The organism is Marinifilum sp. D714, from assembly GCF_030851345.1.
Taxonomy (GTDB): Bacteria; Bacteroidota; Bacteroidia; order Bacteroidales; family Marinifilaceae; genus Marinifilum.
Map to the genome: position 1 here is coordinate 65,005 of NZ_JALPNU010000010.1, position 25,879 is coordinate 90,883.

Annotated in this window: 20 protein-coding genes, 2 tRNA genes and 1 riboswitch; of the genes, 2 read left to right on the forward strand and 20 right to left on the reverse strand. The window is 37.4% G+C overall.

Going from position 1 to position 25,879, the window contains the following annotated elements; all coding sequences use genetic code 11:
* Positions 1-272: 272 nt before the first annotated feature.
* The 13 genes from cobJ to mutS form a co-directional block, all read right to left on the reverse strand.
* Positions 273-1,676 carry a precorrin-3B C(17)-methyltransferase gene (gene cobJ / locus M0051_RS11195; protein ID WP_306741621.1) on the reverse strand — a complete coding sequence of 468 codons (1,404 nt, stop codon included), beginning with the start codon at positions 1,674-1,676 and terminating at the stop codon, positions 273-275.
* Positions 1,669-2,358 (reverse strand): precorrin-2 C(20)-methyltransferase, encoded by a 690-nt coding sequence (gene cobI, locus M0051_RS11200; RefSeq protein WP_306741622.1) that lies wholly within the window; start codon positions 2,356-2,358, stop codon positions 1,669-1,671. Before cobI ends, cobJ begins: the two co-directional genes overlap by 8 nt.
* A complete protein-coding gene (locus tag M0051_RS11205; RefSeq protein ID WP_306741623.1) occupies positions 2,355-3,674 on the reverse strand; it encodes a cobyrinate a,c-diamide synthase in 1,320 nt (439 codons plus the stop codon). The genes cobI and M0051_RS11205 overlap by 4 nt, the downstream gene beginning before the upstream one ends.
* Positions 3,667-4,473, reverse strand: a complete 807-nt coding sequence (locus M0051_RS11210) for a nitrilase-related carbon-nitrogen hydrolase (protein ID WP_306741624.1) — start codon at positions 4,471-4,473, stop codon at positions 3,667-3,669. The genes M0051_RS11205 and M0051_RS11210 overlap by 8 nt, the downstream gene beginning before the upstream one ends.
* Positions 4,473-5,489, reverse strand: coding sequence for an ABC transporter ATP-binding protein (locus M0051_RS11215; RefSeq protein WP_306741625.1), 1,017 nt, complete (start codon positions 5,487-5,489; stop codon positions 4,473-4,475). The genes M0051_RS11210 and M0051_RS11215 overlap by 1 nt, the downstream gene beginning before the upstream one ends.
* Before the next feature lie 2 nt (positions 5,490-5,491).
* On the reverse strand, positions 5,492-6,538 hold the full coding sequence (locus tag M0051_RS11220) for an iron ABC transporter permease (protein ID WP_306741626.1): 1,047 nt from the start codon (positions 6,536-6,538) through the stop codon (positions 5,492-5,494).
* Positions 6,535-7,656 (reverse strand): ABC transporter substrate-binding protein, encoded by a 1,122-nt coding sequence (locus M0051_RS11225; RefSeq protein ID WP_306741627.1) that lies wholly within the window; start codon positions 7,654-7,656, stop codon positions 6,535-6,537. Before M0051_RS11225 ends, M0051_RS11220 begins: the two co-directional genes overlap by 4 nt.
* A gap of 10 nt (positions 7,657-7,666) precedes the next feature.
* On the reverse strand, positions 7,667-8,542 hold the full coding sequence (locus M0051_RS11230) for a sirohydrochlorin cobaltochelatase (protein WP_306741628.1): 876 nt from the start codon (positions 8,540-8,542) through the stop codon (positions 7,667-7,669).
* Positions 8,543-8,546: 4 nt separating this feature from the next.
* Complete coding sequence (locus M0051_RS11235; protein WP_306741629.1) at positions 8,547-10,025, reverse strand: PepSY domain-containing protein; 1,479 nt, start codon at positions 10,023-10,025, stop codon at positions 8,547-8,549.
* A gap of 2 nt (positions 10,026-10,027) precedes the next feature.
* The gene (locus M0051_RS11240; RefSeq protein WP_306741630.1) at positions 10,028-12,211 is read right to left on the reverse strand and encodes a TonB-dependent receptor; all 2,184 of its coding nucleotides are present in this window, start codon (positions 12,209-12,211) and stop codon (positions 10,028-10,030) included.
* 114 nt (positions 12,212-12,325) lie between these two features.
* Positions 12,326-12,544, reverse strand: a riboswitch (cobalamin riboswitch).
* A 90-nt stretch (positions 12,545-12,634) separates the two neighbouring features.
* A tRNA-Leu gene (locus M0051_RS11245) sits at positions 12,635-12,721 on the reverse strand.
* Positions 12,722-12,737: 16 nt separating this feature from the next.
* Positions 12,738-12,810: transfer RNA gene (locus tag M0051_RS11250), tRNA-Gly, on the reverse strand.
* Positions 12,811-13,030: 220 nt separating this feature from the next.
* On the reverse strand, positions 13,031-15,646 hold the full coding sequence (gene mutS, locus M0051_RS11255) for a DNA mismatch repair protein MutS (RefSeq protein ID WP_306741631.1): 2,616 nt from the start codon (positions 15,644-15,646) through the stop codon (positions 13,031-13,033).
* A gap of 184 nt (positions 15,647-15,830) precedes the next feature.
* On the opposite strand from mutS, the gene M0051_RS11260 reads away from it, so the two are divergent.
* Both M0051_RS11260 and M0051_RS11265 read left to right on the forward strand, forming a co-directional pair.
* On the forward strand, positions 15,831-17,165 hold the full coding sequence (locus M0051_RS11260) for a saccharopine dehydrogenase family protein (RefSeq protein ID WP_306741632.1): 1,335 nt from the start codon (positions 15,831-15,833) through the stop codon (positions 17,163-17,165).
* A gap of 113 nt (positions 17,166-17,278) precedes the next feature.
* The gene (locus M0051_RS11265) at positions 17,279-18,022 is read left to right on the forward strand and encodes a hypothetical protein (RefSeq protein WP_306741633.1); all 744 of its coding nucleotides are present in this window, start codon (positions 17,279-17,281) and stop codon (positions 18,020-18,022) included.
* 102 nt (positions 18,023-18,124) lie between these two features.
* On the opposite strand, the gene M0051_RS11270 is transcribed toward M0051_RS11265, so the two are convergent.
* The 7 genes from M0051_RS11270 to M0051_RS11300 all read right to left on the reverse strand — a co-directional run bounded on the left by M0051_RS11270 (position 18,125) and on the right by M0051_RS11300 (position 25,877).
* The gene (locus tag M0051_RS11270; protein WP_306741634.1) at positions 18,125-18,844 is read right to left on the reverse strand and encodes a tRNA1(Val) (adenine(37)-N6)-methyltransferase; all 720 of its coding nucleotides are present in this window, start codon (positions 18,842-18,844) and stop codon (positions 18,125-18,127) included.
* A gap of 51 nt (positions 18,845-18,895) precedes the next feature.
* Positions 18,896-19,663, reverse strand: coding sequence for a TIGR02757 family protein (locus tag M0051_RS11275; protein ID WP_306741635.1), 768 nt, complete (start codon positions 19,661-19,663; stop codon positions 18,896-18,898).
* Positions 19,664-19,668: 5 nt separating this feature from the next.
* Positions 19,669-20,322: an ABC transporter ATP-binding protein gene (locus tag M0051_RS11280; protein ID WP_373568316.1), complete on the reverse strand. Its 654-nt coding sequence runs from the start codon at positions 20,320-20,322 to the stop codon at positions 19,669-19,671.
* Between the two features lie 122 nt (positions 20,323-20,444).
* Positions 20,445-21,380 (reverse strand): calcium/sodium antiporter, encoded by a 936-nt coding sequence (locus M0051_RS11285; protein WP_306741637.1) that lies wholly within the window; start codon positions 21,378-21,380, stop codon positions 20,445-20,447.
* A 48-nt stretch (positions 21,381-21,428) separates the two neighbouring features.
* Complete coding sequence (tatA, locus tag M0051_RS11290) at positions 21,429-21,656, reverse strand: twin-arginine translocase TatA/TatE family subunit (protein ID WP_306741638.1); 228 nt, start codon at positions 21,654-21,656, stop codon at positions 21,429-21,431.
* A 662-nt stretch (positions 21,657-22,318) separates the two neighbouring features.
* The gene (gene secDF, locus M0051_RS11295; protein WP_306741639.1) at positions 22,319-25,300 is read right to left on the reverse strand and encodes a protein translocase subunit SecDF; all 2,982 of its coding nucleotides are present in this window, start codon (positions 25,298-25,300) and stop codon (positions 22,319-22,321) included.
* A 151-nt stretch (positions 25,301-25,451) separates the two neighbouring features.
* Positions 25,452-25,877, reverse strand: coding sequence for a retropepsin-like aspartic protease (locus M0051_RS11300; RefSeq protein WP_306741640.1), 426 nt, complete (start codon positions 25,875-25,877; stop codon positions 25,452-25,454).
* Positions 25,878-25,879: the final 2 nt, after the last annotated feature.

Consider the following 25,879-nt stretch of genomic DNA (forward strand, 5'->3'; position numbering starts at 1 on the left):
TTTCTGCGATACCTGTTTAGTTAAAAACTAAAAATGTATTCTTCAAGCAATTATCATTTAATAAAAGACTAAAAAATTCATTTTTCGTCCTTTTATCATTTAATGAAAAGCTAAAAAATGCTTTTTCAATCAATTATCATTTAATGAAAGCCCAAAAAATTGGTTTTTCACTCCGTTATCATTTGATAAAAGCAAAAAATAAACTTTTTGAATTATCAAATATTACAAGCATCAACAACATTTTTTTCTTGCAGCTTGTAACTAACAGATTATTACAAACCTTCTCCCGGATGCATTTGTTCCGCTTCGCTCCAGCTTAAAATGGCATTGATAATGGTTGCTGCCACGTTACTTCCTCCTTTTCTGCCATTTACAAAAACTACAGGAACATCAGGGCAACCATATTTTAACTGCCACTTGCTTTCTTTTACATTCACAAAACCAACCGGAGCTGCAATTACTCCAGCAGGATTCGCTTTCCCATTTCGAATTAATTTGATTAACTCGATTAGTGCAGTTGGTGCATTTCCAAATGCAAAAATAGCATCGGGATGCTCTTCTACTGCCAACTGTATTCCGGCCTGAGTTCTTGTAATGTTTTTCTTCGAAGCCATTTCAGCCACGCGCTCATCATCTAAATAGCATTTAATTTCAAGACCTAATTTGGTTGCCGTTGCTCTGCGAATTCCTCTTGTAACCATCGAAACATCGGTAACAATAACCGGAGGTTTTCCCGAATAAAATTTCTCATGCAATTGCTCCACCACATTATTGCTCAGCTCAACCGATTCGTTCAATTTAAAATCGGCAGTAGTATGAATACAGTGTAGAGCAACCCAAACATGAGCCAATGATTTGTCCGTGATATCGATATGATCCAAAATGGTTTGGAAACTTGCATTCATGATGCGGCGTCCAAGCTTGTCCTGGCTATTGTTCTTGTTGGCATAGTAACCTCTAGGTGTTACCATCTTACCTTGAGCCTTAAAAGTTTGACTGTTACCAATCACCACAACGGTAAACATATCGGCTTTGGTCACATCCAATTCGGCAAGGGTAATTACCTCAATGCTTTCATCTTCTCTTCCCACATTTCGGGCAATTCCAACAGGCGTTTCAGGCGAACGTACTTCCAGGAACAATTCTCTCAGCCTCATCAATTGCCAGAATCTGCCTTTGCTTAACGGATTGTAAACCGCTGTTACAAAATCGGCATTGGCTGCTGCTACAATTCTTTTCTCAATTTTTTCCCATGGGGTTAACAAATCCGACATGGAAATGGAACAAAAGTCGTGTCCCAGAGGTGCTCCCAATTTTGATGCAGCTGCAAACATGGCAGAGATTCCCGGAACCACTTCCAAATCTACATCCGAAGCTTTTTCCGCTTTCATTTCCCAAAGCAAAGGCGCCATTCCGTAAACACCGGAATCACCACTACTAATTACAGCTACGGTTTTTCCTGATTCGGCAATTTCGAATGCTTTCTCTGCTCGTTGGCGCTCTTTTTTCATACCCGTATCAATCAGCTCTTTTCCTCCAGATAACTGCTTGATGTGTTCAAAATAAAAGCTGTAACCAACAATTACTTCTGCTTCCTGAATGGCTTGCAAAGCCTGTGGAGTAAGGAATTTCTCATTTCCTGGTCCAATTCCTATGCTATATATTTTCTTAGGCATAAATTATAATTAATGAAAAGTAAGGTATTGTTCGCAACTTTAAATCCTGAACATTGCTTGTGGAATACTGTTGCGGTGTTCCCACACGTTCGATATAAAAAAATGATCTATTTTGTTTTTCAAGAAAATCATTCCACTTATCGAGTACACTCATTTTCATTACCACCAGTGTTTGATTTTCTTTTAAAGCTTCTTCAATTTCCTCAAAACCATTTGGTCGGGCAATTACCTTTAAGGCCTGATCGCCTTCGGTTACCGGCTTTTCGCCTTCGGCACCAGTTGCAATAAAAGCAGGTATTCCCGGAATTACCTTACAGTCAACATTTGCTTCTTGTGCTATCTTTAAAATGTATCCAAAAGTGCTATAGAAAAGAGCATCTCCTTCGGAAACCACAGCTACATTTTTTCCTTTTTTCAATTCCTCATGAATCTCATCAAAGGCTTTTTGGTAATGCATCTCCCTGTTTTTCCCTGTCATAGGAATCACAAGCGGCAAACACTCGGTTTCCACATTCAACTGCTTTAATATATCGTATGAAAAAGAAATTACTTTTGATTCCTTTATGCTTGATGCCGGATAAAAAACAAGATCCGCATTCTGCAGCGCCTTTAAGCCTTTAAGTGTGATCAATTCCGGATCACCAGGTCCTAATGCAACTCCAATTAATTTTCCCAAACTCATAATCCCAATTCTTTTATCATTTGCAACATTTTCTCTCTTTTTCCCAAATACAGGTGCATGTAGGAAGCCCAACAATTCTTTCTTCTAAATACAGGCATTTCAACATCGCGCCCTCTTGCCGTTGTGGCCTGATAATCTGTACTGGCTTTTTCTTCTCCAATCAGATTTGAATAATGAAACTCGTGGCCTTTTATACTGATATCCTTTCCTTTCAAATCGCGGTATCCCAGGTGAAGCTTCATATTTTCAAAGGAAGTATCAAAGTCAAAAACACCAGTCATTTGGTATGTTTCTCCTTTTTTGGTAATGATATTTTTACCCAGATACATCATTCCCCCACATTCAGCTATCAAAGCTTTGCCACTTTCAATATACTCGGCAATGGCCTGTTTCATTTTATTATTGTTCGCCAATTGCTCTGCAAACAACTCCGGATATCCGCCCGGTAACCAAAGCAAATCTGCCTCGGGCAATTTTTCATCACTCAATGGGCTAAACTCTACTAAGTCTCCCAATTCGGCCAACACATCACGGTTTGCCTGATAGGAAAAGTTGAAAGCCTCATCGTGAGCCAAAGCAATTTTGAATTGCTTCTTTATCTCTATTTTTTGGTTTGTTAATGGCTGAATCTCCTTCTGCGTAATTTCCAGGAGCAAATCAATATCAACATGATTCTCCAACAATTCAGCCGCAACGTTTACGATTTCTCGATTTTGATTCTCACCCGGAAGGTGTAATCCCAAGTGTCTCGATTCTATTGCCAGTCTTTGATCACGCGGCATATAGCCCAGTACATGAACACCTGCATCTATGGCAGCTTCTTTTAAAAACTGAAAGTGTGATTCACTTGCAACCTTATTAAAAATGACTCCTGCCAGAATTATGCTATTATCGAAATTCTTAAATCCATACAACAAAGGAGCTACAGAATAAGCCGTACTCGATGCATCCACTACCAAAATCACTGGCAAATCAAGCAAGCGGGCAACTGCTGCCGAACTTCCTACATCTTTTTGAGCTCCGTCGAACAAGCCCATTACTCCTTCGGCGATGGAAACGTTTGCCTTGGCAGCATGCTGTGTAAATGTTTGTTGAACATGATCCTCATCTGTCATCCACATGTCCAGATTGTATGATGGCTGACCTGCAATTTTAGTATGGTGCATAGGATCGATATAATCTGGTCCGCATTTAAAGGGCTGAACCTTCAATCCTCTATTCACCAAAGCTTGCATTAAACCAAGAGTAATCATTGTTTTACCAGAATTACTCTTTGGTGCTGCAATTAAAAATGCATTTGTATCTATTTTATCCATAGTATTCTTTTAACCAATCCGTTCGTTTATGAGCATTGAAAAATGCCATTTTCGATTCTCTTATCCTGTTGATTTCATGGAAATCAATATTCGCCACAGCAAATTCATTTTCTTCTACAAAGGATTCTGAAAGCACTTTTCCCTTGGGATCAATAATCAGACTTGCGCAAGGAAAAACCGTACCTCTCTTATTTGTGGTGACCTGATTGCAAATCATCGCAAAGCAAGAATTATCGTATGCTCTGGCTGGTATATATCTTTTAAATCTTTCGATTTTATCCTGACAAGATTCTTTTGGAGATGCAAAAGCCATTGCCAATACATTTGCTCCTTTTTGTGCTTGAATGGCACTGATTTCAGGGAAGTGTGTTTCGTAGCAAATCTGAATACCTACAAGCATTTCTTTCACGGGAAATACATTTATCTCATCACCCTCTGAGTAAACCTCTTTTTCGGTAATGCTTACATGTGTTTTTCTATGTTTTCCTATGATCTTTCCCCCTTCAAACACGAAGTGAGTTATGAAATACTTTTCTCCTTCTTGTTCAGGAAACCCTACTGCAAATGCCAAATTCGTATTCTTCGATATTTCCATTAAAGATGTAAATAAAGCCTCTTTCTCTGGCAATACCTTTTTTAGAATCTCAATATCTCTTATATAGCCAGACAAATTCAACTCCGGGAACAAAATAAAATCTAATCCTTGTGCGTCGAAGCTTTTTATCCAATCCATTGTGGTGGATAGATTAAAGTCCACATCGCCAATTCTACTTTTTGAACTTACTGCTGCAACTATCATTACCGATGATTTAAAGTTAGAGTTAGTAAGTTTTCAATGGTTTTCTCTTGTCCCAAACATTTTCCATTCTCGAAGTATTTAAAACTCGTACTTCCATTTTTACACACTTCTAGCCATGTGGTATCTTCTTCTGCTTTGCGTATGGTTTTTATTCCATTTCTGGCAAAAGCTCTTCGAAGCAATACATATTCAAAGCCGTGACCTTTTACTGGAATCTCATGATTGTAGTCATAGCCTACTCTAAACAATCCTGTTTTGTTATCAAACTCAATTCCTTTATTCTGAAAAATGGTTTGAAATTCATTTCTCAATAACAAATCTTCAGGCGTTCCTGTTAACAAGCCTTTGTCTGCTGAAAGTAGCCATAACTTATCTGCCATTTGTAAGGCCAAATCCAAATCGTGGGTTGACATCAAAACTGATTTTCCTGAATTACTTGCGATTTGTCTTAGCAATTGCATGATCTCAACACGAGCAGGCATATCCAAAAAGGCGGTTGGTTCATCAAGAATAATGATTTGGGTATCCTGCGCCAAAGCTTTTGCTATGAAAGCCTTCTGCTTTTCACCATCACTTAAATTCGACAATCGTTCCTTTTTCTTGTGCAGAATTCCACATTTTTCAATGGAAGTATGAACAATCTCTTTATCCTCATCATTTAAGATTCCGAATGTTCCGGTATACGGACTTCTTCCTAAGCCCACCAATTCCTCAACGGTAGCATTGGGCACAATTACTCGATCGGTAAGTACTACGGCTGCCATTTTCGACAATTCCTTTTCGGAAAGCTGCAATAAATCTTTCCCAATAAGAGTTGCTTCACCTCCCAATGCAGGTTGAAATCCGCAAATTGTACGAATTAAAGTACTTTTTCCTGTTCCATTCTCGCCCAGTAGACAAACCAATTCGCCAGCAAACATTTTAGCTTGCAATTGATCATGCACCACTTTTGCACGTTTACCTTTTCCGTAACCTATGCACAGCTTGTTGATATTTAGAATCTCTTTTTCTGCCATAACTACTCCAATCGATTTTCTTTTCTACGCTTCCAAATTACCCAAATCACAACTGGTGCTCCAATAAATGCAGTTACCGAGTTGATAGGCATTTCCTGCTCCATTCCTGGCATTCGTGCCAAAAGATTACACAATAAGGCTGTTGCTGCTCCCAGCAAAGCTGCATTCAATATCAAATAAAAATGGTTTGATGTTTTCGATAACAATTTGGCCAAATGCGGCACTGCAACTCCTATAAAAATAATAGGTCCGCAAAAGGAAGTCACAATGGCCGTTAAAAATCCCGAGAAGGCAATAATTAAAAAGCGTGCCCTTTTGATATTCAATCCCAGGTTTGAGGCATAACGATCTCCCAAAGCCAAAAGATTTAAGGACTTGCTTAAAAATGTTGCCAAAATAGAAGGAATTACTGTAATTAAACCAAACATCATTGCACGCTCGGTTGCCAAACGGCTAAAACTACCCAAACCCCAAATCACGTAATTGTAAACATCTTCTTCAGGACTATAGAATTTCAGTAAACTTACCAATGAACTGCTTAGGTATCCAATCATCACACCAATAATCAGGACACTTAAAGTTCCTCCTATGCGATGCGAAATAAACAAGATCAAAGCCAAAACCAAGGCAGCTCCAATTAAGGATGAAAATACAACTGCAAAATCTCCCCAAGCCCCCAAGCTGGTAAAAGTGAATCCCAGAATATTTCCTGTGAATAGCATTACAAAAGCAACACCCAAACTCGAACCTGATGAAATTCCCAAAACCGACGGTCCGGCAAGCGGATTTCGAAACAAAGTTTGCATCAACAAACCTGCTACTCCCAAGGCCATACCTGCACCCAGAGAAACTATAGTTTGAGGCAATCTTGTTTTAAGAATGATGTTTTCATAAATTCTGTTTACCTCTTCTCCTGTAAACAGGATTCCCTTAATCTCCGACAATGGGATGTGTATGGATCCCAACACAAGATTCAATAAAACAAGAAAAACCAGCAAAAAAGTTGCCAGTGTAATTACAATTGATATTCTTCCTAATTTATGGATCATTTCAGCCTCTCGTAAAAATAAGGTTTATGCTCCGGCAACAATTCCGGATGAAAAAAATGAATGTAATCTGCCAATAAAACATCAGGTTTCATACCTGCCTGTTCGTAGTATGGCTTTTCACGAATGTTGCACAAAATTACATTCTTATTCTGAAATGCATTAAAATCCATATATCTTGGATCCTGATCACCTAAATCTTTCAGGCTTAAACCTGATTTTTCGGGATGAATAATTCTCCAAAAATCACAATTGGAAGCCTTACTATAAATGGTTTCAAAATCTACAGGGTAAGCTCCTTGCTTATTATCCTTAATGATGTAATCAGCTCCTGCATCGCGAAAATAATGAGCGTAAAAACTATTTCCTCCCGGAACATACCAACTACCCGATCTCATTTTACCTGAAAATACTGTAGGTCGCTTTTCTACATTCGAGGCAATTTTTTTTAGGTTTTGATATCGAGATTCAATTCCATTGAAAATAGAATCTGCTTTCTCTTCCTGCCCCACAAAAAGTGCAAGCATTTTAATCCATTCTGCACGTCCCAATGGTGTTTCCTCGTTATAGGCAGCCATTGGCACCAAAGGAATTCCAAGGTTTCTCAACACATCGAAACCTCCAACTTTAAAGGGAGATACAAATATTACATCGGGATCGAGAGCAGCCAGCATTTCAAGATTAAAGTTTCCTTCTTTGCCAATTCTTTTCACCTTTCCAGCTTCAACCAAGGCTTTCATTCCTTCGTGTCGCAGGTATCGACTGCTGTTTATGGCTACGATATCATCAATATCATCCAATGCAAAAAAGTAACTTAACTGCGTACTCGACAAACAAACAATTCTTTTACAAGGAACCGGAATGCTATTGGGAAGACCTTTTGCCTTTTCTTTATCTTTTATAAGATTGAAGGTATCAAAAACACCCTCTTCTCCTTTTTTATGAATCTTTACAAGTGTCTTTTCACCATGCTTTTCAATCTTGAATTCTTTAGCATGCTTTAATGATATCTCAATGACTTCATCTTGTTTGTTTTCTTTTGTTGCATTTGATGACTTGTTATTGCAAGCACTAAGAAACAAGCTTAAACTTATAGTCAGAAGAAAAATAATCTTTTTCATGATTCAGATTTTAACGAATTCCTAGCTTTTGACAAATTGCTTTTAAATGTTCAACCCAAATTCCAACAACAGAATCATATTCAGCCAAACCTATCATTGCAACTTCTGTTTCAAACCCTTCCTTCTCAAGATTGGTTTTCCAACTGTCCTCCTCGTTTCCTGCCATATCATTTCGCGCGTGATCACCAGCTACCGACATAAAAGGAGTTAATATTACCTTTTTAATTCCATTCAATTTTAACTGAGGAAGAATAGCATCCAACAAAGGAAAACCTTCTACCGTACCTACAAAGTATTGATCTGATTTTTGCTTTAAGTAGTATTCAAATCCAGGGTAATAAATATTCGACTGGTGATGTGAACCATGTCCCATAAACAGAACTGCTGTTTTAGAATTCAATTTACTTTTAAACTGTTGGTGAAGGGCATCCGCCAATTGCATCTGATCATGATCTAAAAATAGCAATGGAGCTCCTATCTCAGTTACTTTAATTCCTTTAGGCATTCCATTAAAGGCTTCAACTGTATGCTTCAAATTATCGTACTCTTCGCCAGGAATGATATGTAAGGATTGAACCGCAACATGAGTAAATCCATCCTCTCCCATTTTAGCCAATCCTTCAGCAGGAGAATCGATATTTTCACCTCTTTTCTTCAAAATCTTTCTAACGATTTTGGAAGTATAAGCCCATCGAATCTCCACATCAGGAAACTCAGCTTTTACAATTTTATCAATATTCTCGAATGCCACTCTGGTCTCAGGATAACTACTTCCAAATGTTACCAAAAGAATGCCTTTTTTGTCCTCTGCTTTTTTATGCGCATATGTCATCTGCACATTCATTATCAGCAAGAAAAATATACTTAAATGCAAAATTCGTTTCATAGTGCTATATTTTTTTAGTTTTAATTAGTTTGTTGTAATTTCTTCTAAACCATTTAAAAGAAAGCCTCATTCCTGTAATGCTAACTGATAAACCAATTAGCGATAAGAGAACCCAAAGAGTTTTTCTTATCGTGTCATTTTGCTTTAGTATGGCTAAATCCAATGTGTGAAAAAAGCGATATAGCCAGCGACGCAATCGAGTATTTTTAGTTAATTTTTTAATACGTTCTCCACTCGCAGGATCAATGTACAACCAAGTTTTCTCAACATCATCAATTTCAATTTTATATGCCATTTGTGGCAAATAGTACATCGCTGATCCAGAGTAATAATTGTCGTAATTTTGCTGCTCAACTACAGAAAATGCAATATTCTTGAAATTCGTTTCAGATTGTTGTTTGATATCAGCTAAACTAAATTTCTTTTGCGGAATCACTTTACCATCCTCCAAAGTATAAACCTCAGATTTTCGATAATCGTCGTAATAAACCCTAAATTGAGGAGTGTTTAAAACGGTTTTCCACTCAATTTTGCGAGCACCTTCCTTATTTTTAAGAGCTGTGAAAATTTCGCTCGGCAATGTATTATTATGTCCCGATAAATCTAACTTTTGATTCCATTCAATGTCAATCTTCTCTTTTGAATTCACACCAACCATCCAGTCGGGGATTGAAGTAACAGAAACCAATCCACTCAAAATAAAAGTGAACACAAATAGACCAAAGAAAAACCCTGTTAGGTGATGCCACTTGTACCAAAACTTCTTGTATGGACTAATTCCCTTTTCTTTTCTCTTTCGAAGTCGAACCAATCCAGCATAAATGCCTGTTACAGACATTAAAATTCCTAATGAGGATAGAATGATAATGACCAATCTCCATGTATCTTTCGCCAAGCGAAGTTTTTTAAAGTAAATCCAATGCGGAATTGCTCCAAAACGCGCACTCCATCTGGCCCTTCTGTTGGTTTCCTGTACAATCTCACCTGTTTTTTCTGAAATGTATAAAACAGTGTGAGCCGGGTCACTTATTTTGCATTTGTACAATGGCAATAAAGGTCGATAGTAAGACCATGGCATCCAATCATCCAATTCATTCAGCTTTTCTATTTCCTTTACAGGATATCCGTTAAAAGATGAACTTAGTTTTTTGGCATGATTTTCATCAAAAGAAGCAATCTGCTTTAAACTTATGGCATCATAAGTTTTTTGAGCTTTTCGGCCTGATTTAACTCTATAAACAGGTTTTCCATCACACAATTCCAATGTAACTTTACCATTGAAAGAATTTGAAGGAGCTTGAACATTCTCAAAATCCTGTTTCTTGAACTCGGTAAGATGTAAAAATCGATCTTTGCGAGAAGCATGAGGAAAACCATCGAAAATAAGAACGATTCCAGAAATGAACCAAACCACAAACATCAGGCTCAGTAATGAACCTGATATGTTGTGGATTTGAATGAGATATTTATTGAATCCTTTCAAAACTATTTCGCAAAATTAATGGTGATACCTGCAAAAAATGTACGTCCTGGATTAATGGTTCCATAATGCGAACCATATGGACTATTATCTACATAATCAAAAATGTTATCAACCCCAAGTTGAGCTTCTAAAATGAACGAACCCAAGTTTAAAAACTTGTGATTGGTGGTTAATTTCCACAAGTCGAATCCTTTGGCATTATCTTCTCCATTGTCATATGATTTTTCATCCTGAATACGTCCCAAAATTGTTGCATTAAAGGAATAGTTCTTCCATGAACGATCGTAAGCCAAACGAACATTTCCATAGTTTTCAGCAACTCCATCTAATTTTTCACCAGTGGTTTCATCTTTAGCATCAACATAACTATATCCACCACCAAGCGTAAAGCCTGCTCCTAATTTTGCATTCAATAAGAAATCAATCCCTTGAGATTTCGATTCCTCAACATTATAATGTTTACGTCTTTTCTTAATGCCATTATCAGCGTCTCCAGGCTCAAGATCAATGGTTTCATACGCAATCAAATCATCTACATTATTAATATATCCTGTAATGCTCGCCGAAAGGAAATCATTATGAAACTCTACTCCTAGTGAAGAATATTGCGATTTTTGAGGATCCAAATCTTCATTACCCAAATAAAGAGTTCCTCTTTTTTCGTAGGCGTAATACAATTCTTTTACAGTAGGAGCTTTAAAACCATACCCGTAAGTTCCTCGGAAATTAAAATGCTCTAGTTTATACAATAAAGATACTTTTGGAGTAAAAGCGCTACCAAACTCATTGTGCTTTACGTAACGTGTTCCTGCTACCAACTGAAGTTTTTTCAATAATTTAATTTCTTCCTGTGCATACAAAGCAATTGTTTTGGCATCGGCCTTTCCATTTACCAAACGATCTTCCGAAACCATTTTCTCTTTCAGATAATCTGCACCTAAAGTAAGCGTGTTATTTTTAGAGATGGTATTCACATACTTCATTCTAAAATTGCTCATTCTCTGATCATTCTGAATGTCTTTATCGCTTTTCTTATAGTTCTTATACTCTTGATTGTATCTATAATAGTACCTGTATTGATCAAAATTATAGTCAAACGATATGTAATCTCTTTTATTTAATAGGTACTTGGCTCCTGCTTCAAAAGATTTATCGGTATAGAAATACCCATATTTATAGATAGAAGTAGGTCTTTTTACATGCTTTTTGAAAAATGAGTTTCCTGCATAAACTTCCAATTTTTTAGTGGCGCGAAACTTTAAAGTTTGAGCAAATGTAAAGTCATTGTAATCGTATTGCGCTCTTTTATCCGTTTCAACCAATTCATCATCATCAATTTCAAAAGGACTTAACTTCCATCCATCACTTCTTTTGTGATTAAAATTTCCATTCCAAGAGAACTTACCCAGGTTAAGATCAACCGTATTGCTTTGTTGATAAGTTCTGTGCTCACGAATACGACTGGTATTGGAAATATTTATCTTTTGCTTTGATTTTTTGGTAATGATGTTAACAACACCCGCAATCGCATCCGATCCATAGAGCAGAGATGATGCACCTTTTAAAACTTCAATGCGCTCAACATCATCAGGATTAATTCTATTTAGGTCGGTATTTCCTCCAACATCTCCATACATGCGTTTGCCATCAACAAGAACGAGAATGAAATCGTTCCCCAAGCCATTAATGGTCATCATACCTCCCATTGTGCCCGGATTAAAATCGAATGATGGACTTACACTCATCATCAGCTCATTAAAATCTGAAGCTCCAGAGCTAGCAATGGCTTTTTTACCAATCAATTCAGTTTGAACAGGAGCTGTTTTCAAATGATGAGCCGTACCTGTTCCGGTTACAACAATTTCTCCCAACTGACTTTTGGATTCCACCATTGCAAAGTTTAAAACATTAACACCTTCTTTAATGGTAATTTTCTGCTTTTGACGGCTATAGCCCGAAAAGGATACCACCAAATCGTAATCACCCGGCGATAAATTTTTAATCTTGTATTCACCTTTGTTGTTTGTCGCGGTACCTGTAGTAGTGCCTGAGAAATATACACTGGCACCTGGCATTGTTTGTTGATTACTTTTTTGGGTTACTACCCCTTTTAGCACAGCATTCTGTGCATTAACGAAAGTCACTGGAATCAGTAGCATAATAGCTACAACATAAATCTTTTGCATAGCAAGATATTAAAACATTAATAACTTCACTTTGCAATCCTTGATAACGACGAGAATAATTCAGAACATTAAAACCAATAAGTCCCAAACACAAACTTCTGTCCCGGAAGCAAAATGTTTAATCACTGTGATGGCAGGTCTTCTGACTTATCCTGATTTTTATGCCTTCCCATTCAATCTAAAACCGAACAGTGGCTGTATTATAAAAACCGCGATCCCGAAACTTTGGAACCAGACTTACAGCAGCGGGAACTGTTGCAGATTTTCACTGCATTCCCTTTTAATCCTATTGCACAAGAAGATGCAACTAGAACCATTACGATCGCAAAAGTATATATTATTTTTTTACTGACAAGTGTGCTATTGAGCAGGAAAGTTTATTGCATAAAAAAAGCCGTTTCATTTCTGAAACGGCTTTTATCCTGGTACCCGGGGCGGGACTTGAACCCGCACGGCCAAAAGGCCACTGGATTTTAAGTCCAGCGTGTCTACCAATTCCACCACCTGGGCATCCTTATTGGATTTGAGCGAGAAACGAGACTCGAACTCGCGACCCTAACCTTGGCAAGGTTATGCTCTACCAACTGAGCTATTCTCGCATATTTGCTTTTTAAAAGTGAACCGTTGTTCTCTCAATTGCGATGCAAATATATGCGTATTTTTTTATTCTGCAAAAGAAAAAAAAACAATTATCTCATTTTTTTTTGATCACCATAAAGGCCTTCATCGCCACAACATTTCTGACTTGTTGAAATTCAGACAATAGGCGCCAAAAGCCTTTAGTAATGGGGATCTCACTTTTTTTATTTTTTTCTCTGATTACAATCCTGAGATCTTTTTTATCTCATTTAATTTGTTCAAAGCTTCAATCGGAGTAAGATTATTTACATCCAAATCCGATATTTCTTCACGAATTTGTTCCAATACCGGATCATCCAATTGGAAAAAACTCATTTGATAACCTTCTCTTTGTTGAGCAATATCACCGACAGGTTTTGCCAAGGACTCTCCATTCTTGTTTCCTTCCAACTGAATTAAAATTTCATCGGCACGTTTTACAACCGATTTTGGCATACCAGCCATTCTTGCAACATGAATCCCAAAACTATGATTTGAACCTCCAGGAACTAATTTTCTAAGGAAAATCACCTTATTATTGACTTCCTTCACCGAAACATTATAATTCTTTACCCGATTAAATGATTTCTCCATCTCATTCAATTCATGATAATGAGTTGCAAACAGTGTTTTGGCTTTTGCTTTTGCATTTTCATGGATATACTCCACAATGGACCATGCAATGGAAATACCATCATAAGTACTGGTACCACGTCCCAATTCATCCAAAAGAATCAAACTTCGCGATGATAGGTTGTTCAAAATACTTGCAGCTTCATTCATCTCTACCATAAAGGTTGATTCTCCCAGAGAGATGTTATCCGAAGCTCCAACACGTGTAAATATCTTATCAACGTATCCAATTTTTGCTGATTCAGCAGGCACAAAACTACCTATTTGCGCCATCAGAACAATTAAAGCAGTTTGCCTCAACAAGGCAGATTTCCCAGCCATATTCGGACCCGTAATAATAATCACCTGCTGGCTATCATTATCAAGATAAACATCATTGGCAATGTACTGCTCATCAATTGGCAATTGCTTTTCGATTACAGGATGTCTTCCTTGTTTAATATCTATTATCGAAGAATCATTAATTTCCGGACAAGAATAATTATTGTCTCTTGCCAATCGTGCGAAGGACAACAAACAATCCAAACGTCCGATCATTGCCGCATTTAACTGAATCGAAGAAATGTAATCAGCAATACTTAAAACCAATTCGTTGTAAAGTCTGGTTTCCAGAGCTAATATTTTCTCTTCAGCTCCAAGAATTTTCTCTTCATATTCTTTTAATTCCTGAGTAATGTATCGTTCGGCACTAACCAAAGTCTGTTTTCTGATCCATTCTTCAGGAACTTTATCCTTATGCGTATTTCTTACCTCAATATAATATCCAAACACATTATTGAAACCTATTTTTAAGGAAGGAATTCCTGTTCTCTCACTCTCGCGAACCTGCATTTGCACCAGGTAATCTTTACCTGAGAATGCAATTTTTCGTAGCTCATCCAACTCTTCAGAAACACCTTCGGCTATTACACCACCTTTGCTTACCATATTTGGAGGATCAGCTTTTATCTCCTTCTCAATTTTCTCTCGAACACTAACACAAGGATTCAATTGCTCACCTATTTTAAGCAAGCCACTATTCCCCGAGTTCAAACAGAAACTCTTGATTGGCTCAATGGCTAACAGAGCATTTTTTAACTGAACCACTTCGCGAGGACTCACTCTTGCCACAGCCACTTTGGAAATAATTCTTTCCAAATCCCCAATTTGCCTGATTTCATCTTCAACACTTAAGGCTTCATTGTCCTTTTCGTAGAAATATTTCACCACATCCAAGCGAGTATTGATACGCGCCGTATCTTTTAATGGCAAAGCAATCCATCGTTTCAACAAACGAGAGCCCATTGGACTCAAAGTTTTGTCCATGATTTGAGACAGGGTATGAGCTCCATCATTTAAAGCGCCAAATAATTCCAGATTTCGAACCGTGAATTTATCCAACCACACATACCTATCTTCCTCAATTCTGGAAAGCTGAGTCACATGTCCGGCCTGACTATGTTTGGTAATATCCAGATAATGTAAAACCGCACCCGAAGCAATGATTCCACTTCTTAAATTTTGCACTCCAAAACCTTTAAGCGAAGTGGTTTCAAAGTGTCTTAACAATCGATCATTTGCTGCACTTTCGGTAAACACCCAATCATCCATTGTGAATGTATAGAATTTACCACCAAACAATTCATGAAAAATTTTCTCCTTGCCTTTTTGATACAATACTTCCTTGGGTTGAAAGTTTCCAAGCAATTTGTCGATGTGTTCAAAATTTCCTTCGGCAGTTAAGAACTCTCCAGTCGATGCATCTAAAAAAGCAACCCCAGCAGTTTTCTTCTCCAAATGCACACAAGCCAAAAAGTTATTTTCTCGATGCTCAAGTACATTATCATTATAGGAAACACCAGGAGTTACCAACTCAATAATTCCTCTTTTTACCAGCTTTTTGGTTTTTTTAGGATCTTCCAATTGCTCACAAATGGCAACACGCATTCCTGCTCGTACCAATTTTGGCAAATAAGTATCAATTGCGTGGTGTGGAAATCCGGCAAGTTCAACATATGATGCCGAACCATTAGCACGCTTGGTTAAAGTAATCCCTAAAATCTCCGATGCACGAATCGCATCATTCTCAAATGTCTCATAAAAATCGCCCACTCTAAATAACAATATTGCATCAGGATGCTTTTCTTTCATCTGATAATATTGTTTCATCAATGGTGTTTCGACAGCTTTCTTCTGTTTTGCCAAGGGAATTCTATTTTGTGTGTTTGGTAATCTATTCTTTATCTCGAACAAATATACTCATTCCACAATAAACTAATTGAGAGAATTTATGATTCAGCAAAAGAAAAAAAGCCAAAATCTCATGGGATTTCAATATACAATGTTGTAAATTTAAACTGATCGCATCTAAAATTTGACACATAAAATCATGACTAATATTCTTATTATTGGAGCTGGTCTTTCATCAACAGATCTTATACAGTATTTGTTAAAACACTCAGATAAATACAATTGGAAAGTAAGTGTTGGTGATATGTCTCTCGAACTTGCCCAACAGAAAGTTGGGAATCATCCTAACGGATCAGCATTCAGATTTAATCTAAAAGATTTGGAACAAAGAGCTTCGGAAATTTCTGCAGCCGATATCGTTATCAGTATGGTTCCTGCATCTATGCATATTATTGTAGCTCGCGAATGTTTACAGTATAAAAAACACATGCTCACACCTTCCTATGTAAGTCAGGAAATGATGGATTTAAATGAGGAAGCAAAAGAACTTGGCTTGTGCTTTTTGAATGAATTGGGTGTTGATCCTGGAATTGATCACATGTCGGCAATGCAGGTAATTGATCGTATTAAAGCTGAAGGTGGAAAACTCTTATCTTTCAAATCATTTTGCGGAGGTTTGGTTGCTCCTGCTTGCGACGACAATCCATGGCACTATAAATTTTCCTGGAATCCAAGAAATGTTGTCGTTGCCGGACAAGGAACCGCACAATTCAAAGAAAATGGACATTACAAATACGTTTCATACAACAACCTTTTCCATAAACTAACTAAGACCAGTGTTAATGGATATGGTGAATTCGAGGTTTATCCAAACCGAGATTCGTTACAATATTGCGAGTTGTACGACATAGAAGACATTCCTACCATTATGCGTGGAACCATGAGACGACCTGGCTATGCTGAAGCCTGGAATATCTTGGTTCGATTGGGTTGCACCGATGACTCGTATGTGATGAAAGATTCTCACAAATTATCGAATAAGGATTTTATAAAAAGTTTCCTTCCCGAAAATGGGTCTTCGACAAAAGAGAGTCTGGCAAATTTTGTTGATATCGATTCTGAATCGCAGATCATGGAGAAGTTAAACTGGCTGGGATTATTCTCAAACGAGGTTATGGAAATTAAAGAGGCTACTCCTGCTTTTTTCCTTCAAAAAATACTGGAAAAGAAATGGGCCTTAGGAGATCAGGACAGAGATTTATTGGTAATGCAACACCAATTTGAATATGAAAACACTGGAATGAAAAAAAGGATTATCTCCTCGATGACATATGAAGGTAAAGACCGTGAACATACAGCAATGTCGTACACAGTTGGAACTCCACTTGCCATTGCTACCAAACTATTGGCAACAGGAAAAATTAACCTTACAGGAGTTCATATTCCAATCATACCGGAACTTTACGAACCAATTTTAAAAGAATTGGAAGACCTGGGAGTTCAATTTATAGAAGAAGAAAGTATTATTCAGTGAACAATGATCAGTAAACAGTTACCAAATAGGTAGCTGTTTTTTTATTTCTAAGAATGATGATAATTTCGATACTAAAACTTAGTTTTGTTAGCATTCAAGTTTAATCATCTGATATGATCAAGAGAAATACATTATTGATTTTTATAGCAATACTATTACAAGCCTGTGCAGGATCTAAACCATTTACTGCTTACTGGAATACACAAACGAATACTCAAACCAACAAATTCTCTGAAAAGGAGGCGTTGTATTATCAGTCTGCAGATCAGATTTCAGTTAAGATTTTCAACAACAATGAGTTTATTGATATTTTTCTTGAAACCAACTCCCCGGGAACGCTTAAAAAAATATACAATTTAGGATTAAGTCTTTGGATTGATCCGAATGGCAAATCGAAAAGGGTTTATGCCATTAATTATCCTATGCCCGCAGAAATACCTTATACCGACAAACAATTTAAATCCTACCTGGAAAGATTCACCAGAGTAGAATTTCAGGAAGAATTAATTGATCGATTTCAAAATTACGAGCTGATTGACACAAGAATCAATGAGAGTGTTTTGACCTCCACTACTGTAAAAGAAGAGAAAGTTAAAGTTCAATTAAAAACTGTCAATCAGATCCTGTTTAGCTACCATGTACAGATTCCAACGAAAGTGTTATATCCTGATAATGAAGAAGCCAAAGAAATTAGCATTGGTATAAATAGCATAAACATAGCCAATAAACAATACTATTCAGCGATGAGTAGCAAGGAGGTAATTCAAAAAAATCTGGATGAGTTAAAAGTAGGCGCTTACCAAAACAAATACGAACTGGAAGAATGGTGGGTGAATTTTACTCTTGCAGACGAGTAAGTTTATAGAATAATTGTTGAAGAAAGGAATAGTCGCTATAGACAGCATTAATGCTGTCTTTACAATACTACACAAAAATTGCGTTTTATATACCAGTTGAAATTAAAACTTTAAATAGAATTCTTTTGTCAGATCAATATACTGCGGAGAGTATACATGTCTTTGTCCATTTTCAACAACAAGCTCTTCCTCTAAGGTATTGCTTTCGACCAAGGAAAATTCAAGCAAATACCTTTTTGCTGGCTTTCCCGGATTGGGCAACACATGACACTTTCTTTTCAAAGAAAATCCTGTCAGTTTCGCTAACCTCATGAAGTAGTTTCCTTCTTCGATGGGCAAAACCACCGAAAAAGTTCCTTCAGTATTTAAAAGCTTTTTGGCACCCTCCAACAATTCCTCAAATGGCAAGTGATCCGCATTTCTGGCTTTGGTTCGTGATTCCTCTTTTGCATCCAAGCCATTCATAAAATAGGGTGGATTGCTCACAATGGCATCGTACTTTTCTTCGCTTCGAGTACAAAATTCCTGGAAGGATTCGTGAACACCACAAATTCTATTGGTCCAAGGACAAGCATTGATATTCTCCATGGCTTGTTGATAGGCCGAATCATCAATTTCAATGGCATCAATTCTAACCTCAGAATGGGTTCTTTGTGCCAACATGATAGCGATCAGACCAGTTCCTGTTCCAATATCAAGTATTCGTTTTGATTTTTCCACATTAGTCCATGCCCCCAATAGCACACCATCTGTTCCCACCTTCATCGCAGAACCATCTTGATGTATTGTAAATTGTTTGAATTTGAAATAATTATTAGGCATGTTTCTTTCTAATTGAGTAATGATCAAATGAGTGAATAGGCAATGTAAGAATCAAAATTTCTCGAATATTCCCAATCCGAAAAGCGCATAATCATATTTTACAGGATCATTGGGATCAAAGGAGCGAAGACTTTTTGTTATTTCTTCCACCGCAGGCCAATCGCTTTGCTTGCGAGTTAATAAACCCAGTTTTCTCCCAACATTTCCGGTATGAACATCCAATGGTAAAAATAAATCCTTGGATTCAATTCCTTTCCACAAACCAAAATCTACATCGCGTTCATCATTACGCACCATCCAACGCAAATACATATTAATTCGTTTTGCAGATGACTTCTTCAGTACATTCGAAATGTGTTTTTGAGTTCGGGCCAAATGTTCTGGTTCAAAAAACACTTCTCTAAAATAGGCAATTGCCGATTTTACATCACCACCCTTTTTATAACCTTTGGTAAAAACACTTTCGAGTCCATCGTGATTCTGGTAGATATTTTTTAGCGATTTGATAAAGAAGATGCAATCATCACCATTAAAGGTTCTGTGCTTAAACTCTCTGAATACGTCCAGATCTGCTTCTGTTGAATTCATCAGAAACTCGTAAGGCTGTTGGTTCATGAACTCCATCAATCGCTTTGCATTGCGTATAATGGTAGGTCTTTGTCCCCATGCAATACTGGCACTTAGGAATCCTGCAATTTCAATATCTTCTTTTTGAGAAAATTGTTTTGGTATTAATATGGGATCCGATTCGATGAAAGATTCTCTGTTATAGAGATCATACTTTTCTTCCAGAAAATCTTTTAATTCAGCAAAATTCATACTGCTTATTTTTCAATCAGTCCATCGGAGATCACAATTTTTCGATCAGATATTTCAGCCAACTCCAAATCGTGTGTTACAATTACAAAAGTCTGATTGAATTTATCTCTTAGCGTAAAAAACAGTTCATGCAATTCCTGTCTTGTTTTGGAATCAAGGTTTCCTGAAGGTTCATCGGCAAGAATCACCAAAGGATCGTTTATTAATGCTCTGGCAACTGCAACCCTTTGCTTCTCTCCTCCCGATAATTCTGAAGGCTTGTGGTCCATTCGGTGTCCCAGGTTCAGCATTTCCAAAAGCTCCTTGGCTCTTTCTGTAGCTTCCGCCTTCGATTTTTTGGCAATGTATGCAGGAATACAAACATTTTCCAGGGCAGTAAACTCAGGCAATAAATGATGAAACTGAAAAACAAATCCAATATTGGAATTGCGAAATGCAGACAAATCCTTTTCATTTAATGTAGCCACATTGGTTCCATCGTAAACAATGGCTCCACTGTCAGGACGATCAAGAGTACCCAGAATCTGAAGCAGAGTGGTTTTTCCTGCACCGCTGGCTCCCACCACCGAAACAATCTCTCCTTTTCCAATAGTAAGATCAACCCCCTTAAGAACATTTACTTCGCCAAAACTCTTTTTGATTTGTTCTGCACTAATCATACTCATCAATTATTTCATCTGTTTATAATTTTCTTTTAATTGTCATCCCGATAACTATCGGGAGGAAGTTGCAAGATCAAAATAATTATTGTTTGTGTGTTTCCTAATTAGTCTAATCATGCTTATTTCATGAAAACCAAATATACATAAAATAGGTAAGATGAAAGCAATAAAACACCCTTCCATCTGTGCAGTTTTCCTTTTTTCAAAGGCAAAATCAGTAAAAACAACAGCACCGATACTGCAAGCATATACAAAGCATCGAATGAAATAATTTCAGCACTTACTCGAATGTTCTTAATAATGGATGTTACGCCTAATACGCCTAGAATATTAAAGATATTTGATCCAATAATATTCCCAATCGAAATATCCATCTCCTTTTTATAGGCTGCAACAGCCGAAGTTGCCAATTCCGGTACCGACGTTCCAAAAGCAACAATGGTCAATCCAATTACACGTTCACTTACCCCAAAATCAATAGCGATACTTTTGGCACTTCCCACTAAAAGGTTGGCTCCGAAATACAAGCCGAGCGATGAGGCTGCAATTAATAATAAAGCAACTGGAATAGATTGTTTTGCAGGTTTTGCCTCTTCTGATAGATTTCTGTTTTCTCTTCTCGAATTCCAAATGGTCCATACCATAAAGGAAATCAACAATACAACAAATAAAATTCCTTCTATGGTTTGAAGCTTACCATTTAGGGCAAAAATATAGAACAGAAGCGATGCTCCCATCATAACCGGCCAATCGTATTTTATGGAATTGCTACGAACGGGTAACGGCAATAAAATAGCCGTAAAACCTAGTACTAAGGCTATATTGGAGATATTCGATCCAACAACATTCCCTATAGAAATATCAGGACTACCGGTAAGAGCTGCGTCTAAACTCACAAAGAGTTCAGGAGCCGATGTACCAAAAGATACAACCGTAACTCCAACCACCAAGGTTGAAACCTTAAAATGCGATGCAAGAGCAACTCCACCTTTTACAAGCAGATCACCACTATACAATAGGATTACAAATCCTAGTAATAAATAGATATAGTCCATTGATATGATAAAATTTATCCAGAAAGGATAAGAAAGGCATTTGCCTGTTTAAAGCTTTTTATTGATATCATCCTTAAAATCCTTGATATCATCAAGAATATCGGTTTCATCTTTTATTTCCTTTTTGATATCATCGGCTGCTCGTTTAAACTCTTTCATTCCTTTCCCTAAGCCTTGTGCCAATTCAGGAATTTTTTTCGATCCAAAAAGTAGAAGAATAACAACCAGAACAATAACAATTTCCGCTCCACTAATAAATAAAAGTATGCTTTCCATCTGATGAATATTTTTCACAAATATACCCAAGAAATTTCAAATTAATACGATAGTTGTTGATACTTGTATGCGAAAATCTTATTTCGAGATAAAGTATTAATAACCCTCCTGTGATTTTTATCCAGAACTGTTTACAAGTTCTAATGCATCCAAGCTTTTCATGTGAGCTATCGTTGTTACTATACTTCATTAAAAAGTTCCTTTGGCCTCCAAATAGGTTCCATGCATACAGCAAGTCTTTCCGCACACAAATTGCTACTGTTCCGTTACAACAATCAGAACTTGCGAACACAATTCTTCTACCTGCGTTCGCCAAGTGCATAGTTCCGTATGCAAAATGAATATTTCCGAACAAATTTTTAGCATTACTTTCTATGTGCGTGAGAACCAAAATTATGTGCGGAACAACAAAATTTGTGTGCGGAACAACTTTCCCTGCCTGCGGAAAGACCACCTTTGTGTTCTGAAGGATTACCTTCCCGTGCGGAAGAAAAAAATGAGCGTTCGGAAGAGATACCTTGATATTCGGAAAATGTAACCCAGCGTGCAGAAACCATTTTTTCGCGTGCGGAAGCACTTCCCCATCGTGCGAGTGTGACCCTTCCTAAAACAAAAATCCCCCGAACCAAAAGGCCGGGGGATGAAATTTATTGAAAGTTCAATTATTTCTTTCTTTTGTCTACTACTTTCTGAACACGTAAGCTTGTGTCGTAAGCAATAGGAGATGCAATGAATAGCGATGAGTAAGTACCAACTAATACACCAACTAACAATGCAAATGTAAATCCTTGGATTGAAGTACCACCGAAAATAAAGATTGCCAACAATACAACGAAAGTAGAAAGTGAAGTACTAAATGTACGACGCAATGTACTGTTCAATGCTTTGTTTACTACCTCTTCGCGATCGCGCTTAGGATATAATCCCAAGTACTCACGAATACGGTCGAATACTACCACGGTATCGTTAATAGAGTAACCAACTACCGTAAGGATTGCTGCAATAAATGCCTGGTCGATCTCTAATGAGAATGGCAATAAACCATATCCAACAGAGAAGATACCTAATACGATAATGGAGTCGTGAGCCAATGCAGCAACTGCACCTAAACCATACTGCCAGTTCGAGAAACGAACCATGATGTATAGGAAGATCACGATCAATGCACCTAAGATAGACCACAATGCAGAAGTACGAATATCATCAGCAATAGTAGGACCTACTTTCTGAGACATTTTACGGTTGTTTTCCAAGAAATCAACCTTGCTTGTTCCATCAGCCAAGTATGGTTTCAAACCTTCATAAAGTAGATTTTCTACTTCATCATCAACTTCTGTTCCTGATTCTTCAATCTTATATTTGGTAGAAATCTTAACCTGGTTAGCACCACCAAAAGTTTTTACTTCTGGAGCGTGACCATATACAGTCTCCAATGATTTAGCTACGTCTTCAACACCTACAGCCTGATCGAATGCTACAACATAAGTTCTACCTCCTTTGAAGTCGATACCTTGGTTCAAACCTTTTGTAGAAAGAGATGCAACACTTAATACAATAGCAGCACCAGAAATTACGTAGAATACTTTTCTCTTTTGTAGGAAAGTAACAGCAGCATTTCTCAACCAGTTATCGGTAAATTTAGTTGCAAAAGTTACATTACGGTTACGAGCTGTTTGCGCTTCAAAAATTAATCTTGTAATAAAGATTGCAGCAAACAATGATGAGAAGATACCGATTACCAATGTAGTTGCGAAACCTTTAATTGGACCTTCACCGAATAAGTAAAGAATGATACCAGTTAATAAGGTAGTGATGTTACCATCGATAATTGCAGAGTAAGCATTCTTGTAACCATCAGAGATTGCAAGGCCTAATCCTTTACCTGCTTTCAACTCTTCCTGAATACGCTCATAGATCAGTACGTTCGCATCAACCGACATACCGATTGTTAATACGATACCCGCAATACCTGGTAAAGTAAGAACAGCTCCCAATGAAGCCAACACACCGAAGATGAAGAACAAGTTCGTAATCAATGCGATGTTAGCTGCTAAACCAGCACCTCTACTATAGAAGAAGAACATGTAAACCAATACCAACACGAAAGCAATGATAAACGAGTACATACCTTTTTGGATGGACTCTTTACCAAGAGATGGACCAACAACTTCGTCAGCAATAATATGAGCTGGAGCAGGAAGTTTACCTGACTTCAAAATGTTTGCCAAGTCTTTTGCTTCAGCAACTGTAAAGTTACCGCTAATACTTGACTGACCACCTTTAATTTCACCTAATACATTTGGTGCTGAATATACATATCCGTCCAATACAATTGCAATTGCACGGTTCACATTATCTTTGGTTAAACGAGCCCATATTTTAGCACCTTCACCACTCATACTCATCGACACTTCATACTCTGCAGTATTTTGGTCAACTTGCTCACGTGCTGAAGTAACTGCATCACCATCTAATGGAGCTTTTCCATCGCGGCTTGTTACTTTAATAGCAAATAATTCGAATACATTACCTGCCTCATCAATAGGCTTAACTCCCCAGAAGAATTTCAAATTACGAGGCAATACTGATTTGATAGCAGGCATTGCCAATACTTGATTTACTTCCGCAGTATCCTTAATGTGAGCCATACCCACAACTGCTTTTGAAGATCCACCTTGTTGAGTTGGGTTTAAGATTGAGAATAATGGATACATCTTAGCCATTGCTTTTGCATCTTGCGATGTAGCCAATGAATCTTGAGCACCTTCTTCTTCAATTTTATCTAAAAGAGCAACGTCTTCATCTTTTGCTTCTTCTTTTACCTCTTCGGTAGCAGCTTCTTCTTCAACATCACCTGCATTGTTAATTTCTGCAAGTTTTGTATTCGCTGCATTTAAGTACTGTATTACTTCAGGAGCACTGTAAGTTTCCCAGAACTCAAGACTTGCAGTTCCTTGAAGAAGCTTACGTACACGAGCAGCATCTTTAATACCTGGCAATTCGATGATGATACGACCTGACACATCAGCTTTTTGGATATTTGGCTGAGCAACACCAAAACGGTCAATACGAGAACGAAGAATATTGTAAGTATTATCTATCGCGCCGTCAGTTTCTTTCTTGATCACCTTTAACACCTCTGCATTTGAAGCTCCAAAAGGAATCTTGTCTTTCATCTCAAGGGTACCGAAGATATCAGGAGATGATAACTGAGCGTTAGGATCGATTTGTTCGAAAGCTTCGCCGAACAATTCAACGAATCCCTTACCACTGTTTTTCTGCATTTTTTTAGCCTGAGCTATTGCAGCATTAAAGGTTTCATCTTTTGTGTTGTTGGCCATCGCTTTGATGATATCAACAACAGAAACCTCCATTGTAACGTTCATACCTCCCTTAAGATCAAGCCCTAAGTTCATTTCCAACTCCTTACACTCTTTGTAAGTGTAATTCTTCAACCATAAGAAATTGTAAACCCCTTCTCCTCTGATAGAGTCAAGGTAGTTTTGTTCTTTCTTAATGTCGCCAGCTCCAAACTCTCGAGCTTCCTTTTCAACTTTTTTCGTTACGTAAGTAAAAGTCAATTGATACAAACTCACTAACGCAAAGACAATAGCGAGTAGACGAATCGCTCCTTTATTTCGCATGTGTTTAGGTTTAAATAAATTCTTACTTTATGTGGTATTTTATATTTTCAACCGCAAATTAACGCACAAATATATTAATTTTTTTCTAATTCCTTTGTTCAATAATTACTAGCATTTTATGGATTTTCAGTCCTTTGTAAATCCTGCATACTTACTCTTTGTTTAATTGCAAAACTCTCCTTCTGTAATCAATAATTCCATTATACTTTAAAAGGAAGTCACTACCCAGCAATCCACAAATCTCTCGATTGCAATATTGGCGGTACATTTCATTAATTCCCGACAGGTCAATCAAGGCACAAAAAAAGTCATTTATACAAAGAGTACCAATCTGAAAACGATCGATTTTAGCCATCTCCGTTTCTATACTTCCCTCACCTAATCCTCTTGATTTTATCTCAGATTCTTCTTGAACAGCTTTTTGATAGTCATCAACAAAATTCTTGTCAAGTACCGTTTTAGAAGCACCGGTATCGATCACCATTTCACCTTTCTGACCTGAGTTAATTTCACACTCAATCAGCAGATGAAAACTATTCTCTTCCAATTCTACAATCTCTATCGGTATCTCTATCATGT